This window comes from Micromonospora sp. NPDC049240, assembly GCF_040647835.1.
Taxonomy (GTDB): Bacteria; Actinomycetota; Actinomycetes; order Mycobacteriales; family Micromonosporaceae; genus Micromonospora.
The window spans coordinates 22,223-37,535 of sequence record NZ_JBEZCX010000009.1 but is presented as its reverse complement, the minus strand read 5'-3'; the positions used below and the strand labels follow the sequence as shown (position 1 = coordinate 37,535).

Here is a 15,313-nt window from a genome sequence, read left to right as displayed (position 1 = left end):
CGGTCAGTACGGGTAGATGGTGAACCTGTTCAGGTAGGCGCAGTTGGGGTCGTTGGCCAAGACCTGGGACACGTACCAGCCGTCCGGCACGTTGCTCGCCGCGCACATGCTCATGCCGGGGTAGATCTCGTTCGTGATCTGCCACCGGTTGAGGTAGCCGCAGCTCGGGTCGTTGGAGCGGCCCAGGGTCGCGACCCACCCGGCGGGAATCGAGCCGACCGCGCAGATGGAGGTCGTCGCGGCCTGGGCCGGGCTGCCGATCGCCAGGGACGCGCCCACTCCGGCCACCGTGACGGTCAGCGCCACCGCGCCGTTCCGGGCCGTCGTCGCCCACGTTCTGACGTGTCTTCTGTCCATTGTCTGCTGCCTTTCTCGGGTGCGGGATGCGAGCTGTGCGGAATGGGATTACGCCGAGGTCGAACTGCGCTCAGAGTCGTCGGATGACGTACCGGTTCAGGTATGCGCAGTTCGGGTCGTTGGCCAGCACCTGCGTGACGACCCAGCCGCCCGGGACGTCGGACGCCGCGCACATGGAGATGCCGTCGTAGAGGCTGGAGGTGATCTGGTAGCGGTTGAGGTTCGCGCAGTTCGGGTCGTTGGAGCGGGCGCCGGTGGCGATCCAGCCGCCGGGGATGCCGGTCGCCGCGCAGACGGAGATGCCGTCGTAGAGGCCGGCCCTGATCTGGAAACGGTTGCTGTATCCGCAGGTGGCGTCGTTGGCGGCGCCGCCGGTGGCGTACCAGCCCCCGGGGATTCCCCACAGGCTGCAGACGGGGATGCCCTCGTAGAGGTCGTTGGTGATGGCCAGTCGGTGGTAGCCGGCACACTGGTTGATCCCGACGCCGGTGACCACGTAGCCGGCCGGCACCCCGGCGTTGGCGCAGACGACAGTCGAGTCGGCTCGGGCGGGTTCGGTGCTGCCGGCGACGGTGCCGACGACGGTCAGGCCGAGCACGGCCAGGGCGGCGAGTCCGTGCCGCAGCATTGCTCCCATCCGGCTGGGAACGCGTTTCCGCATACGTCTTACCTCCAGTTCGCGGGCCACTCTCGGAGCGTCGGTAATTGCTCCCCGTCGCATTGACGAAGGACGCTCGACGAGATCGGACGTTAGCAACCAGAGGTGAATTGCGCGAAGCGACGATCCGGTTTCTCTGCTCCGGAAAAGCCGTTCCGTCAATGCTAAGACAATTCAAGCTGCGGCTATGTGTTGTTGGAGATCGACGGTGTCTCGGCGGTCAGTTGCGCATCGCGGGCCGCCTGCGCCCGGTAGAGGTGGTGCAGCAGCAGGAAGCCCCGTACGGTCGGCTCCGGCCGGCCCTCGGCGGACCGCTCCAGCAGCGCGTCGCCCACCTGGCGCTCCAGCCGGTGAAGGCGTCGCTGCACGGTGCTCGGCGAGCAGCCCAGCCGGGAGGCGGCCTGCGGGGCGGAGCCGGTGCGCAGCACCTCGAAGGCGGCCTGGAGGTCGTTCCAGTCGATGACGTCGCGAGCCGGGTCGGGGTCGCCGGCCTCGTCGACGCCGATCGTCACGGCGCTGATCACCTCGGCGTGGTGCGCGTCCAACCAGGACCGGAACGCCGGCACGGACCACGCACGGGAGAGATACCAGCCGATGAGGACGCCGCAGAACCGGTCGGCGAGTGCGGCGGAGAGCCGCTCGGGATTCCAGGCCACCACCAGGTCCAGGCTGGGCAGGCCGATCACCGGGCGGACCACCACCTCGTCGTCGGTGCGGGCGACCGGCACGCAGAGCGTCACCGCGTGCCCGCCCGCCACCAGATCCCGGATGCTGCGGGTGCGGTCGGTCCGGTACGCGATCCGCGGGTGGAAGCCGTGGCCCCGGCACGCCTCGACCAGAAGTTGCTCGACCGCTGGATCGTTGCTGGTCAGCCAGGGCTCGTGCCGGAGTTCGGCGAGCGTCAGCACCGGGTTCGCGGCGAGTGGATGCCGGGTGCTCATCGCCAGCCGCAGCGGATCGCGGACGGCCACGTGCCGCCGTACCGATGCCGTGACCGGCGCGTGGTGCAGCGTGTGCACCCCGAGGAAGATGTCGAGGGCGCCCTGCGCCAGGTCGACCATCGCGAGTTCCGGCCGGAGTTCGGCCCCGTGCCACCGGCTCGCCGGCCAACGTTGCGAGAACCACCGCACCAGCTCGCCGAGCGAGGTCACATAGGTGGCGAAGGCGCACTCCGGCGGGCCGGCGACCGGGGGAGCGGTGGCGGCGCGCAGCGGACCTGACATGCGTCGCGCGGCGTCGGCCAGCGCCCGACCGGCGGCGGTGACCTGCACCCCGCTGCCGGTGCGGTCGAACAGGTCGGTGCCGGCGAGTTGTTCGGCGGCGTTCACCCGTCGGCTCAGCGCCGGCTGCGAGACCCGCAGCAGCTCGGCGGCCCGGGTCATGCTGGGCGTGGTGCTCACCACGCCGATCGTGTGCAGCATCCCCCACGGCAGTGCGGACCCGGGTGCGGTCATCGTGCTCACCGTTCCGTCGGGTGTACGGCGAGCGCGACCGCCCCGCACCGCGCCACGGCACCACCGGCCGCCGGCATCGACATGCGCGCAGCCTAGGCGACCGACCGGCGTCTCGCCGCCCAGGGCCACCGGGACGCACCGCACCGTCGGCCACCGGCCTCCGGCGCTCGGATCGCCGTCGGGCGATCACCCCGTCATCTTCCGTACGCCGGGGCGACGGCACCGCCGGTCAGCGCCGGCCCACCTGCCCCTCCGCCGACGCGACCGACCGGCGCGGGGGGCCACCTCGGTCGGGCCGGCGGTCCCTCGCCGGTCCTGGCGCGAGGGGTTGTGGCACGCTGCGGTGATGATCGCGCTCGCGGACATCGAGGCCGCCGCGGACCGGATCGCCGGTCACGTGGTCCACACGCCCACCGTGCCCAGCCCCGGCCTGTCCGAGCTGCTCGGCGTGCCGGTCACCGCCAAGCTGGAGCTGCTGCAACGTACCGGGTCGTTCAAGGCCCGGGGCGCGGCGGCGAAGCTGCTCGCGCTGGACGACGCCGAGCGGGCCGCCGGCGTGGTGGCGGTCAGTGGCGGCAACCACGGCATCGCGGTGGCGGTGATGGCGGGGACGCTGGGCGTGGCGGCGACCGTGGTGATGCCGCGGACCGCGCCCGCGCGGGCCGTCGAGGTCTCCCGCGCGGCCGGCGCGGACGTCCGCCTGACCGACGACATGGCCGCCGCGTTCGCGCTCATGTCCCGGTTGCGGGAGGACGGTCGCACGCTGCTGCACCCGTTCGACGACCCGGTGGTGCTCGCCGGGCAGGGCACCGTCGGGCTGGAGTTCGCCGAGGACGCCGGTGAGCTGACCGACGTGCTGGTCAGCGTCGGCGGCGGGGCGCTGATCTCCGGGGTGGCCGCGGCGCTGCGAGCCCGCCGGCCGGGGGTACGGGTCTGGGGCGTGGAGACCGAAGGCGCGCAGGCGATGTCGCAGGCCCTGGCCAAGGGCGGGCCGGTCGAGGTGCCGCTGTCGTCGATCGTCACCACGCTCAGCGCGCCGACCGTCTCGCAGCTCACCTACGACCACGTGACGGCGCTGGTCACCGACGTGCTCGTGGTCTCCGACGCGGAGGCGGTGCGCGGCACGGTGGAGCTGGCGGAGCACGCGAAGGTCTGGGCCGAGCCGGCCGCCGGATGCCTGCTGCCGGCGGCCCGTCGGGTCCGCGACCGGGTGGGTGCGGACGCCCGGCTGGGCCTGGTGGTCTGCGGCGGCAACACCACCGTCGCCGACGTGGTGTCGTGGGCCGGGCGGTTCGCCGGCTGAGCGGGGGTGCCACGAGATCGACACGGACCTCCGGCGAAAAGCGCTCATATTGCCGGATCTCGGTCTTTGCGGCACTGATGGTAATCGACGGTCATAACCTCTCCACAGCCGGGCATTCATCGACCCGGCGAAGGGAGGACATCATGAGGTTCCGTATCAGGACCGTCGGGGCGTTTCTCGCCGTGGCCGCCGCCAGCACGCTCGTCGCTTCGGGTGTCGTGCGCAATTCCGCCAGCGCGGACGGGCGTACCTTCTCGTTCACCATGGTCCGTTCCCAGGGCGCCGAGGCTGCCGGCTGCCTGCCGAACGCTCGCGCCGAGGTGCGGGTCCATCCGGAGGGGCTCAACGAGATCATGACCATCCGGGCCGCCGGCCTGCCGCCACGAACCAACTTCGATCTGTTCGTCCTGCAACTGCCGGACGCGCCGTTCGGGGTGTCGTGGTACCAGAGCGACATGCGGACCAGCCAGTACGGCGTCGCCCGGGTGACGGTGGTCGGACGGTTCAACATCGAGACGTTCGCGCTCGCGCCCGGCGCCGGGCCCGCGCCGAACACCCACCCGGGCCGCGACGCGACGCTCAACCCGGCGTTCGGCCCGATCCACACGTACCACCTGGGCCTCTGGTTCAACTCGCCGCAGGAGGCGGTGGCGGCCGGCTGCCCGGGCGCGACCACCCCGTTCAACGGGGACCACACCGCGGGTGTGCAGGCCATGAGCACCCGCAACTACCCGAGTCTGGCCGGCCCGCTGAGCCAGGTCGGCTCCTGAAGCCGGAGACCACCACCACGAGCCGGTCGCGGCGACCCTCGCGGACGCCGCGACCGGCTCGGGTCAGGGCGTGGCCGGGGTGACGCCGTCGAGCAGGTCGGCGAGCCGGGCCGCGGTGGTCGGGGCGTGCAGGTGCAGGCGCGCCACGTTGATGCTGTCCGTGCCGACCACGGCGAGCAACGCCTGCCGGCTGACCGCGTACACGCTGAGGTAGCCGTTCTCGTTGCGCACGGTGGACTGCTGGAAGTCGCCCTGGCCCAGCCGGAAGCCGACCTGCCGGCCCAGCCCGAACATGGTCGCCGCGAGCGCCGCCAGGTCGTCCGGGTTGGCCTCGTTCTGCAGGTTGTGCGTGATCAGCAGGCCGTCGACGCCGCCGAGGACGCAGCCGTGCACACCGGGGATCTGCAGCCGCAGTTCGGACAGTTCCTGGCCGATGGCCGGGTACGGCAGCGTCGGGTTGCCCGCCAGCGACGGCGGCAACCTCCGCGCCGGTGGCAGCGTGCCGGCCGCGGCCGGCGTACGGCGGGGGAGATCGTCCACCCGGCTCACAGTTCCAGGCTCTCCTCGATCGCGCGCAGCTGGTGCCGGGCCATCGCCAGGTTGGCCCGGCTCTTGCTCACCATGAGGTACAGGAACAGGCCCTTGCCGGTGCGGTTGCTCAGCGGCCGGATGAGGTGGTACTGGCTGCCGAGCGTGATGAGGATGTCCTCGATCTCGTCGTCGAGCTTCAACATCTCGATGGTGCGCAGCTTGGCGCGGACCACGTCGGTGTTGCCGGCGGCGGCAACCGTCAGGTCGATCTCACCGGTGCCGCCGGCCACGCCGAGTGTCATGCCGCTGGTGTAGTCGACGAGCGCGGCTCCGATCGCGCCGTCGATGCTCATCGCGTTCTTCAACGCGACGTCGAGGTTGCCCACGGTGTTCTCCCCAGGGTGTTGGCCGGGTGGGCCGGTCTCCGCTCGGGGTGTCGTGCGGGCTGACAGCCGGCGCCTCCCGTGAATATGCTTCGTCGAAGGCTTCCACAAGGAGGTCCGGCCTGCACCCGAGCGGCCGGTGATCCACCTGTCCGGTCCGCCCCGGCCGGCCGCTGGTCCCGTATATGGGACTCGGCGGCCGATGGTCGATCGTGGACCTACCTGCTAGGCGCCGTCGAGCGGCGGGTGCCACCACCCCGCGCCGAGCTGGGCCGGGAGTGGGCCGCCGAACTGCACGAGCTGGCCCGGTCGGGGCGGCGGTGGGCGATGCTCCGCTTCGCCGCCAGCCCGGCGACCAGCCGGGCGGCCACGTCGCCCGTCGACCGGGCCGTGCCGCGCGGGCGCCTGTGGCGTACCGCCGGGGTGTTGCTGCTCGCGCCGCCGGCCGGCCTCGTCGCGCTGACCCGGCGGGGACGGACGCGGACGGCCTGGCTGGTCGGAGTCCTGGGCGCGCTGGTCGCGGCCGACGCGCCGGTGGCCCGCACGGTGGTCGCCGCGATTCCGGCGACCGCACCCGCCGTCGCCGACCTGCCGCCGGACGCGGTGGACCGGGTGTCCGCGCCGCTCGGCTGTTCACCTGCTGGACCGACTCGTCGTTCGGACTGCCCCGCCCGACGGCGTGGGAACGGTTCCTCATCACCGACCGGGTGGTGGTCGAGCCCATGTTCTCCGGAACCCGTCGCGGCACCCGTCTGACGCCCGGCGGGATCCCGCGGGGGTCTTCCGCCGTTCCCCCTCGGAACGGCCCCGATCAGGTCTAATGTGGAGAAGGCGACGACTATTTGTGGCGTTCCGGTGGCGGCCGGGCGGTTCCCGGTGCACAGTGATCGCATGAGCGACGACGGAAGTGGTGGGCACTACTACTGGTGCACGCGACACCACCGGGTCGAGACCGATGCCGACGTGTGCCCCGCGAAGCACGTTCTCGGACCGTACGCTTCAGCCGCCGACGCGGAGAACGCCCTGCAACAGGTGCGGGAGCGGAACGACGCGTGGGACGCCGAGGACGCCCGTTGGGCCGGGGAGGGCCGATAGACGGCGCGGGACGGACCGCGTCGAGGTGATCCGTGCTCCGCGAGGGCGAGAGCACGTCCCCAGGAAAGGGAACCGAGATGGCCGTAGCACAGCAGGCCACCACCCGCCCGGCCGCGAAACGGACGACCGCGAAGAGGACCACCGCGGGCAGGACGACGACGGTCACCAAGGCGTCGCCGAACGCCTCGGGCGCCGGCGCCGGACGGACCCCGGCCAGGAAGGCGGTCGCGAAGAAGGCGGCGGCCAAGAAGGTCGTGTCGGCGGCGCGCAAGGCGCCGGCCACCAGGACCACCGCCAAGAGCGCGCCCGCCAGGAAGGCCACCGCGAAGAAGACGGCGGCGAAGAAGGCCCCCGCGAAGAAGACCACGACGGCAGCGGCGAAGAAGACCACCGCCGCGAAGAAGGCGCCGGCCAGGAAGACCACCACCGCCGCCGCCAGGAAGACCACCGCGGCGAAGAAGACCACGGCGGCGCAGAAGACGGCCGGAGCCCGGAAGGTCACCACGGCGGCGAAGAAGACCACCGCCAGCAAGACCACGGCCGCGAAGAAGACGACGGCGAAGAAGACCACCGCCTCCACCCGGCCGACGGCCCGGAAGGCGGCGGCCAAGAAGGCGCCCGCGCGCAAGACCACCACCGCGCGCAAGACCACCACCGCCGCGAAGAAGACCACGGCGGCCAAGAAGGCGCCGGCCAGCAAGACCACCACCGCGCGCAAGACCACGGCCCGGAAGGCGCCGGCCCGCCGGGCCTCCGCCTGACGGCTGCCGCCGCCGGCGGGGAGGGGCCGCGCGCCGACCCGCCGGGCTCGGTGAGCGGAACGGGCGGGGCGCTGTCAGGATTGACCGCGTGGTCATCCGACGCGTACTGGCGCCCCGCATCGACTTCGGCGCGCTGCGCCGCGAGCTGGGACTGCCCGAGAGCTTCCCGCCCGCGGCGCAGCGCGAAGCCGACGACGCCGCCGCCGCGCCGCTGCCGGCCGTCGCCGACCGGACCGACGTCCCGTTCGTCACCGTCGACCCGGCGACCTCGCGCGACCTCGACCAGGCGATGCACCTCGCCCGCCGCACCGGCGGCGGCTACCGCGTCCGGTACGCGATAGCCGACGTCCTCACCCACGTCCGCCCCGGCGGTGAGCTGGAGGCGGAGACCTGGCGTCGCGGCCAGACCGTCTACCTGCCGGACGGCAACGTGCCGTTGCACCCGCACACGCTCAGCGAGGGCGCGGCCAGCCTGCTGCCCGACGTCGACCGGGCCGCCGTGCTCTGGACCATCGACCTCGACGCCGACGGCGGCACCGTCGCGGTCACGCTCGAACGGGCCCGGATCCGCAGCCGCGCCAAACTCGACTACGGCGGCGTGCAGCGCGACGCCGACGCCGGCCGGCTGCCCGAGCCCATCGCGCTGCTGCCCGAGATCGGTGCGCTGCTCACCGAGCGCGGGCTGCGCCGTGGCGCGATCAACCTGCCGCTGCCCGAGCAGGACGTCGAGCCCGACGGCGACGGGTGGCGTCTGGTGCTGCGCGGCCCCGGCCCGATGGAGGAGCACAACGCCCAGATCTCGCTGCTGACCGGCATGGCCGCCGCCGACATCATGCTCGCCGGCCGGATCGGGCTGCTGCGGACCATGCCCCGCCCCCGGTCGGAGGCGGTCGACCGGCTGCGGCTGGCCGCCGGCCCGCTCGGTGTGCCCTGGCCGGACGGCACGTCGGTCGGTCGGGTGCTCGCCGGGCTGGACGCGTCGCAGCCCCGGGCCGCCGCGTTCGTCGACCAGGCCGCCGAGCTGATGCGCGGGGCCGCGTACACCGCCTTCGACGGCGCGGTGCCCGAGCAGCCGGAGCACGGCGGGGTGGCCGCCGCGTACGCGCACGTCACGGCGCCGCTGCGCCGGCTCGCCGACCGGTACGCCACCGAGGTCTGCCTGGCCCTGCACGACGGCCGGGAGGTGCCCGCGCACGTCCGTGCCGCGCTGCCGAAGCTGCCCGAGGTGATGGCGGCGACCGACCGGACGGCCGGCGCGGCCACCCGCGGCGCGATCGAGCTGGCCGAGGCGGTGCTGCTGGCGCCCCGGGTGGGGGAGACGTTCGAGGCGGCGGTGCTGGACGTGGACGAGCCGCGACCGGCGGGCAACGGCCGGCCCGGCCGCCCGCCGGGCGGCACGGTCGCGCTGGACGAGCCGCCGGTACGGGCCCGCTGCACCGGGGAACTGCCGCTCGGCGAGCGCGTCCGGGTCCGGCTGACCGTCGCCGACCCGGCCGAGCGGAAGGTCGCCTTCGAGCGCGCCTGACCGGGACCGTCCTCGCGCCGACCCGGGTCGTCTCCGCCGGACCCGGCGCCTGAACCGGCCGCCTCGGCGTCCGCCCGGCCGTTGTCGCCCCCGCGCGCGGGCATTGTCACAGCGTCTCGGCGCGCGGCGCGCCGCCGCTCTTTGCGAGGATGGCCGCATGGCTTACGACGCGACCACGCTGCCCGACATCTCCGGGCTCACCGTCGGCATCATCGGGGGCACCGGTGACCAGGGCCGAGGGCTCGCCTACCGGTTCGCGCGGGCCGGGCAGACCGTGCTGATCGGTTCCCGCACGGCCGACCGGGCCGCCGAGGCCGCGGCCGAGATCGCCGCGCTGCCCGGCGTGCCGGCCGACGCCACGGTCACCGGCGCCGGCAACGACGAGGTCGCCCGGCGCAGCGACGTGGTGATCGTCGCGGTGCCGTGGGACGGGCACGCCGCCACCCTCACCGCGCTCGCCGAGCCGCTGGCCGGCAAGATCGTGGTGGACTGCGTCAACCCGCTCGGCTTCGACAAGCAGGGCCCGTACGCGCTCACCGTGGCCGAGGGCAGCGCCGTGCAGCAGGCCGCCGCGCTGCTGCCCGCCTCCCGGGTCTGCGCCGCGTTCAACCACGTCAGCGCGCCGTTGCTGGCCGACCCGGAGGTCGACCGGATCGACCTCGACGTGCTGATCTGCACCGAGGACCGGGACCTGGTCGGCGTGGTCGCCGCGTTGGCCGCCCGGATCCCCGGCATGCGCGGCATCTACGCCGGCCGCCTGCGCAACGCCCACCAGATCGAGGCGTTCACCGCGAACCTGATCGCGATCAACAAACGCTACAAGGCGCACGCCGGCATCCGGGTGACGGACCTCTGAGCGCGCTGGCGCGCGCTGGTTGAGAAGGGGCCCCTGCTATACGCCAGGCGTTGAGAAGGGGCCCCTCCTTACGCCGTCAGAAGGTGTGCTCGGCGGCGGGGAACTCGCTGTTGCGCACCTCGTCGGCGAATTGGCGGGTGGCCTCGGTCAGCGCGGCGGCCAGGTCGGCGTAGCGCTTGACGAACCGCGGCGCGCGGCCGGTGCGCAACCCGGCCATGTCCTGCCAGACCAGCACCTGACCGTCGGTGTCCGGGCCGGCCCCGATGCCGACCGTGGGGATGGACAGCTCACCGGTCACCCGCTTGGCCACCTCGCCCGGAACCATCTCCAGCACCACCGCGAACGCGCCCGCCTCGGCCACCGCCCGCGCGTCCGCGAGCACCTCCTCGGCCGTGTCGCCCCGGCCCTGCACCCGGTACCCGCCGAGCGTGTGCTCGCTCTGCGGGGTGAACCCGATGTGCGCCATCACCGGGATGCCGGCGCCGACGATCGCCTCGATCTGCGCCGCGCAGCGCCGGCCGCCCTCCAGCTTCACCGCGTGACAGCCGCCCTCCTTCATGAACCGCACCGCGGTGCGCAGCGCCTGCGCCGGCCCCTCCTCGTACGAGCCGAACGGCAGGTCGCCGACGACAAGCGAGTGCGTCGTGGCGCGTACCACGGCGCGGACCAGCGGCAACAGCTCCTCGGCGGTCACCGGCAGGGTGGTCTCGTAGCCGAACACGTTGTTCGCGGCCGAATCGCCGACCAGCAGCACCGGAATCCCCGCCCGGTCGAAGATCGAGGCGGTGTACTGGTCGTACGAGGTGAGCATGGCCCACCGCTCGCCGCGCTCCTTGGCGGCGATCAGGTCGCGGGTGCGGATCCGCCGGGTGGCCGGCCCGCCGTACAGGGCGGTCACCTCGGTCGGGGTGGACTCCACCATGACAATCTCCTTCCTCGAGGCCGCGCACGCGGTCCCCGGGTTCCCCGCGATCGTCGCACCGGGCGGCCGGTCGGGGGCAGGCCGGAGTGGAGGAATTCACTCCCGGCGCGGGCGCGCTCAGCCGTCCTCGCGCCAACGGTTGGTGATCGGCAGCCGCCGGTCCCGCCCGAACGCCTTCATGGAAATCTTGGTGCCGGGCGCGGACTGCCGCCGCTTGTACTCGGCGGTATCCACCATCCGCAGCACCTTGTCGACCACCGCCGGGTCGTGACCGGACTCGACCAGGCCGTCGCGGCCCAGGTCGCCGTCGACGTACCCGATCAGGATCGGGTCGAGCACGTCGTAGTCGGGCAGCGTGTCGCTGTCGAGCTGGCCGGGGCTCAACTCGGCCGACGGCGGCTTGCCGATCGAGTTCTCCGGGATCGGCGGCGTCTCGCCGCGCCGTTCCGCGTCCGCGTTGCGCCACTTCGCCAGCCGCCAGACCAGCGTCTTCCACACGTCCTTGATCGGGTTGTAGCCGCCCACCGAGTCGCCGTAGAGCGTCGAGTAGCCCACCGCCAGCTCGCTCTTGTTGCCGGTGGTCAGCACCAGGTGGCCCTCCTGGTTCGACAGCGCCATCAGGATCACGCCGCGGACCCGGGCCTGGAGGTTCTCCACCGCCACGCCGGACAGCGACATGTTGGCCAGGAACGTGTCGACCATCGGCTGGATCGGCTCGATGCGGTAGTCCAGGCCGGTGCGCTTGGCCAGCTCCTCGGCATCGGCGCGGGAGTGCTCGGAGGAGTGCTGGCTGGGCATCGAGACGCCGACCACCCGGCGCGGGCCGAGCGCGTCCACCGCGAGCGCCGCGGCCACCGCCGAGTCGATGCCGCCGGAGAGCCCGAGCACCACCGAGGGGAACCGGTTCTTGTCGGCGTAGTCGCGCAGGCCCAGCACCAGCGCCTGCCACACCTCGGCCTCGTCGGCGACCGGCTCGATGATCCCGCCGGTCGCCGCCGGCCCGGTCGGCGCGGCCGGTACCGCCGGCACCTCGTGCCGGACCAGCCGCATCCCGTCGGCCAGGTCGGTGGCGCCGCCGCTCGTCGCCGGCGCCGCCGGCAGCTCCACGTCGTGCACCAGCAGGTGCTCGACGAACTGCGGCGCCCGGGCCAGCAGCGTGCCGTCGGCGGCCACGATCAGCGAGTCGCCGTCGTAGACCAGCTCGTCCTGGGCGCCGACCATGTTCACGTACGCGATGGCGGCGCCCGCCTCGGCGGCACGCCGGCGCACCAGCGGCAGCCGCGCGTCGTCCTTGTTCAGCTCGTACGGCGAGCCGTTGATGCTGAGCACCAGCCCGACGCCGGCCTGCCGGGCCACCGCGAACGGCCCACCGGCCTGCCACAGGTCCTCGCAGATGGTCAGCGCCACGTCGACGCCGCCCACCCGCACCACGGTCAGCGTGTCGCCGGGCACGAAGTAGCGGTCCTCGTCGAACACCCCGTAGTTGGGCAGGTGGTGCTTGAAGTAGGTGGCCACCACCTCGCCGCGGTGCAGCAGCGCCGCCGCGTTGCGGGCCCCCCGGCCCGGCTCGGCGTCGGCGCTGACCTGCGGCGGCCCGTCCGCGTCCAGGTACCCGACAAGCACCGGCAGCTCGCCGAGGCCGTCGTCGGCCAGGTCGGCGGCGAGCCGGTGCAGCGCGGCCCGGGACGCGGCGACGAAGGACCGGCGGAAGACCAGGTCCTCGACCGGGTAGCCGGTCAGCATCAGCTCGGGGAAGAGCGCGAGCTGGGCGCCGGAGTCGGCGGCCTTGCGGGTCCACGCGCGGACCCGGTCGGCGTTGCCGGTGAGGTCGCCGACCGTCGGGTTGACCTGGCACAGGGCGAGACGCAGGGTGGGCATGTTCCCCATCTTGCCCCAGTCGTCCGGCCCGAATCCGGCCGGATGCTCCGGACCCGGCAACCGTCTCCCGGGCCGGGACACGGTAGCGCGGCGCGCCGGGGAAGGGCGTAACGTCGGCGTAACGGGGTCGGTGGAGACTGAGCGGTCAGCCGGTCCGACCCGATCGGTGGAGAACGTACGTGTCACGAGGGGTGGATGTGGACCGTCAGCAGGAGTTCGTCCTCCGTACGCTGGAGGAGCGGGACATCCGTTTCGTCCGGCTGTGGTTCACCGACGTGCTCGGCACGCTCAAGAGCGTCTCGGTGGCCCCGGCGGAGCTGGAGGCGGCCTTCGAGGAGGGCATCGGCTTCGACGGCTCCGCCATCGAGGGGTTCGCCCGGGTCTTCGAGTCGGACATGGTCGCCATGCCCGACCCGACCACGTTCCAGGTGTTCCCGTTCGAGGGCGGGGTCAGCGGCGAGAGCGCCCGGATGTTCTGCGACATCCTGCTGCCCGACGGCAGTCCCTCCTGGGCCGACCCGCGGCACGTGCTGCGCCGGATGCTGTCCCGGGCGGCCGACAAGGGCTTCACCTTCTACACCCACCCCGAGATCGAGTTCTTCCTGCTGGAGAACGGCCCGCAGGACGGCTCGGTGCCGATCCCGGTGGACACCGGTGGCTACTTCGAGCACACCACGCACGCCGTGGCGCGCGACTTCCGCCGCCAGGCGGTGCTGGCGCTGGAACGGATCGGCATCTCGGTGGAGTTCAGCCACCACGAGGTCGCCCCCGGCCAGCAGGAGATCGACCTGCGGTACGCCGACGCGCTCACCACCGCCGACAACATCATGACGTTCCGGCACGTGGTGAAGGAGGTGGCGCTCTCCACCGGCGTGCAGGCCAGTTTCATGCCGAAGCCGTTCACCGACCAGCCGGGCAACGGCATGCACACCCACCTGTCGCTGTTCGAGGGCGAGCGCAACGCGTTCCACGACGCCGGCGACCCGATGAAGCTGTCCAAGGTCGCCAAGTCGTTCATCGCCGGGCTGCTCACCCACGCCCGGGAGTACACCGCGGTCACCAACCAGTGGGTCAACTCGTACAAGCGGCTGTTCCCGCAGGCGCTGCCGGACCGGATCACCGAGAGCCCGGCGTACGTCTGCTGGGGGCACCTGAACCGGTCCGCGCTGGTCCGCGTGCCGGCGTACGGCAAGCCGAACTCGGCCCGGGTCGAGGTCCGCTCGCTGGACTCCGCGACCAACCCCTACCTGGCCTTCGCGGTCATGCTCGGCGCCGGTCTGAAGGGCATCGAGGAGGGCTACGAGCTGCCCCCGGGCGCCGAGGACGACGTCTGGTCGCTGAGCAGCGCCGAACGCCGCGCCATGGGCTACGAGGCGCTGCCGGAGAACCTGTCCGAGGCGATCGACGTGATGGCCGGCTCCGAGCTGGTCGCCGAGGTGCTCGGCGAGCACGTCTTCGACTTCTTCCTGCGCAACAAGCGGGCCGAGTGGGAGCAGTACCGCCGCGAGGTCACCCCCTACGAGCGGCAGCGCTACCTCTCCCTCTAGATCGAATTTGCGCGGTGCCGCTATCGTCTGCGGCACCGCCCGCGCACCCGCGCCCGGGCGGGTGGAGCCGGGGAGGCGTTCGGTGCTGGAAGACCTGCTCAACGGGGCGTGGCAGAGCATCGTGTTCGGGGTGGTGGGGGTGGCGCTGATGGCCGCCGGCTTCCTGCTTGTCGACCTGCTCACCCCGGGCAAGCTGCGCGAGCTGATCTGGACGCGCCGCAACGGCAACGCCGCGCTGCTGCTGGCCGCCAACCAGCTCGGCATCGCCGGCATCGTCTTCACCGCGGTGCTGACCAGCTACAGCTCGTTCGCCAAGGGGCTGGCCTCCACGGTCATCTTCGGGCTGGTCGGCCTGCTGGTGATGGCGCTGGCCTTCCTGGTGCTGGACCTGCTCACGCCGGGCCGCCTCGGTGACGTCATCGCCGCCGACGAGCCGCACCCGGCGGCCCGGGTCAGCGCCGCCACCCACTTCGGCGCCGCGCTGATCGTCTGCGCCTGCATCGCCTGACCGATTGTCGGACCCGGGGCATAGCGTCCGGGACGTGAACCGCACCGACCGTCTCTACGCCCTGGTCGAGGAGCTGCGGGCGGTGTCGCCGCGCCCGCGCAGCGCGGGCTGGCTGGCCCGCCGCTTCGAGATCAGCACCCGCACCGTCGAGCGCGACATCTCCGCGCTCCAGGGCGCCGGGGTGCCGATCTGGGCCGAGCCGGGCCGCACCGGCGGCTACGTGGTCGACCGCGCCCGCACGCTGCCGCCGGTCAACCTGACCCCGGCCGAGGCGGTGGCGATGGCCGTGGCGCTGCACCGGCTGGGCGGCTCCCCGTTCGCCCCGGCCGCCGGCGCCGCGCTGCGCAAACTGGTCGCGGTGATGCCGCCGGCCGCGGTGGCCGAAGCGCACCGGCTCGCCGGCCGGGTGCACCTGGTCGGCGACGGGCCTGGCACGCCGGTCCCGGCCGCCGTCGCCGACGCGGTCGCCGCCGGGCGGGTGCTGCGCCTGCGGTACGCCGACCGCGACGGCGCGGATTCGGCGCGCGACGTGGAGCCGCTGGCCTACCTGGGCAACGCCACGCACTGGTACCTGGTGGCCTGGTGCCGGCTTCGCGACGGGCTGCGTTGCTTCCGCACCGACCGGATCCGCTCGGTGCGCCCGCTGGCCGAGCCGGTGACCCGGGAGCTGCACCTCGACGACCTCGACCTCCCGGTCGACCGGCTGCGCCCGCTGACCCTGGTCTGAAAACCGACAGCGTCTCCGGTTCGGATGGGGGACGCTGG

The 15,313-nt window shown here is 73.1% G+C and carries 17 protein-coding genes; 10 read left to right on the top strand and 7 right to left on the bottom strand.

Translation table 11 applies throughout. The annotated features are described in order from the left end of the window. Positions 1-3: 3 nt before the first annotated feature. The 3 genes from AB0B02_RS15285 to AB0B02_RS15275 form a co-directional block, all read right to left on the bottom strand. On the bottom strand, positions 4-357 hold the full coding sequence (locus tag AB0B02_RS15285) for a hypothetical protein (RefSeq protein ID WP_357300662.1): 354 nt from the start codon (positions 355-357) through the stop codon (positions 4-6). A 70-nt stretch (positions 358-427) separates the two neighbouring features. Further along, complete coding sequence (locus AB0B02_RS15280) at positions 428-985, bottom strand: hypothetical protein (RefSeq protein WP_281936872.1); 558 nt, start codon at positions 983-985, stop codon at positions 428-430. 215 nt (positions 986-1,200) lie between these two features. Next, complete coding sequence (locus AB0B02_RS15275) at positions 1,201-2,469, bottom strand: LysR family transcriptional regulator (RefSeq protein ID WP_281936870.1); 1,269 nt, start codon at positions 2,467-2,469, stop codon at positions 1,201-1,203. Between the two features lie 346 nt (positions 2,470-2,815). On the opposite strand from AB0B02_RS15275, the gene AB0B02_RS15270 reads away from it, so the two are divergent. Further along, positions 2,816-3,772, top strand: coding sequence for a threonine/serine dehydratase (locus AB0B02_RS15270; RefSeq protein ID WP_281936868.1), 957 nt, complete (start codon positions 2,816-2,818; stop codon positions 3,770-3,772). 143 nt (positions 3,773-3,915) lie between these two features. Continuing rightward, positions 3,916-4,542, top strand: coding sequence for a hypothetical protein (locus tag AB0B02_RS15265; RefSeq protein ID WP_281936866.1), 627 nt, complete (start codon positions 3,916-3,918; stop codon positions 4,540-4,542). A gap of 63 nt (positions 4,543-4,605) precedes the next feature. On the opposite strand, the gene AB0B02_RS15260 is transcribed toward AB0B02_RS15265, so the two are convergent. Further along, a complete protein-coding gene (locus tag AB0B02_RS15260) occupies positions 4,606-5,082 on the bottom strand; it encodes a roadblock/LC7 domain-containing protein (protein ID WP_281936864.1) in 477 nt (158 codons plus the stop codon). Positions 5,083-5,087: 5 nt separating this feature from the next. Continuing rightward, positions 5,088-5,459, bottom strand: coding sequence for a hypothetical protein (locus AB0B02_RS15255; RefSeq protein WP_107161564.1), 372 nt, complete (start codon positions 5,457-5,459; stop codon positions 5,088-5,090). 243 nt (positions 5,460-5,702) lie between these two features. On the opposite strand from AB0B02_RS15255, the gene AB0B02_RS15250 reads away from it, so the two are divergent. The 5 genes from AB0B02_RS15250 (at position 5,703) to npdG (ending at position 9,693) form a co-directional block, all read left to right on the top strand. Further along, positions 5,703-6,212 carry a hypothetical protein gene (locus tag AB0B02_RS15250; RefSeq protein ID WP_357300658.1) on the top strand — a complete coding sequence of 170 codons (510 nt, stop codon included), beginning with the start codon at positions 5,703-5,705 and terminating at the stop codon, positions 6,210-6,212. Between the two features lie 135 nt (positions 6,213-6,347). Continuing rightward, positions 6,348-6,551 (top strand): hypothetical protein, encoded by a 204-nt coding sequence (locus AB0B02_RS15245; RefSeq protein ID WP_107161651.1) that lies wholly within the window; start codon positions 6,348-6,350, stop codon positions 6,549-6,551. Positions 6,552-6,628: 77 nt separating this feature from the next. Further along, positions 6,629-7,312: a histone gene (locus AB0B02_RS15240; RefSeq protein ID WP_357300656.1), complete on the top strand. Its 684-nt coding sequence runs from the start codon at positions 6,629-6,631 to the stop codon at positions 7,310-7,312. An 88-nt stretch (positions 7,313-7,400) separates the two neighbouring features. Next, complete coding sequence (locus AB0B02_RS15235) at positions 7,401-8,837, top strand: RNB domain-containing ribonuclease (RefSeq protein ID WP_357300654.1); 1,437 nt, start codon at positions 7,401-7,403, stop codon at positions 8,835-8,837. A gap of 157 nt (positions 8,838-8,994) precedes the next feature. Beyond that, a complete protein-coding gene (npdG, locus tag AB0B02_RS15230) occupies positions 8,995-9,693 on the top strand; it encodes an NADPH-dependent F420 reductase (RefSeq protein ID WP_281936855.1) in 699 nt (232 codons plus the stop codon). A gap of 76 nt (positions 9,694-9,769) precedes the next feature. On the opposite strand, the gene panB is transcribed toward npdG, so the two are convergent. Beyond that, positions 9,770-10,615: a 3-methyl-2-oxobutanoate hydroxymethyltransferase gene (gene panB / locus AB0B02_RS15225; protein WP_357300651.1), complete on the bottom strand. Its 846-nt coding sequence runs from the start codon at positions 10,613-10,615 to the stop codon at positions 9,770-9,772. Between the two features lie 117 nt (positions 10,616-10,732). After that, on the bottom strand, positions 10,733-12,493 hold the full coding sequence (locus AB0B02_RS15220) for an NAD+ synthase (RefSeq protein ID WP_357300649.1): 1,761 nt from the start codon (positions 12,491-12,493) through the stop codon (positions 10,733-10,735). A gap of 197 nt (positions 12,494-12,690) precedes the next feature. On the opposite strand from AB0B02_RS15220, the gene glnA reads away from it, so the two are divergent. From glnA to AB0B02_RS15205, 3 genes are all read left to right on the top strand, one after another. Further along, positions 12,691-14,040 (top strand): type I glutamate--ammonia ligase, encoded by a 1,350-nt coding sequence (gene glnA / locus AB0B02_RS15215; RefSeq protein ID WP_107161577.1) that lies wholly within the window; start codon positions 12,691-12,693, stop codon positions 14,038-14,040. A gap of 82 nt (positions 14,041-14,122) precedes the next feature. Continuing rightward, complete coding sequence (locus tag AB0B02_RS15210) at positions 14,123-14,548, top strand: DUF350 domain-containing protein (protein WP_107161579.1); 426 nt, start codon at positions 14,123-14,125, stop codon at positions 14,546-14,548. A 34-nt stretch (positions 14,549-14,582) separates the two neighbouring features. Then, positions 14,583-15,275: a WYL domain-containing protein gene (locus AB0B02_RS15205; protein WP_281936848.1), complete on the top strand. Its 693-nt coding sequence runs from the start codon at positions 14,583-14,585 to the stop codon at positions 15,273-15,275. Positions 15,276-15,313 lie beyond the last annotated feature (38 nt).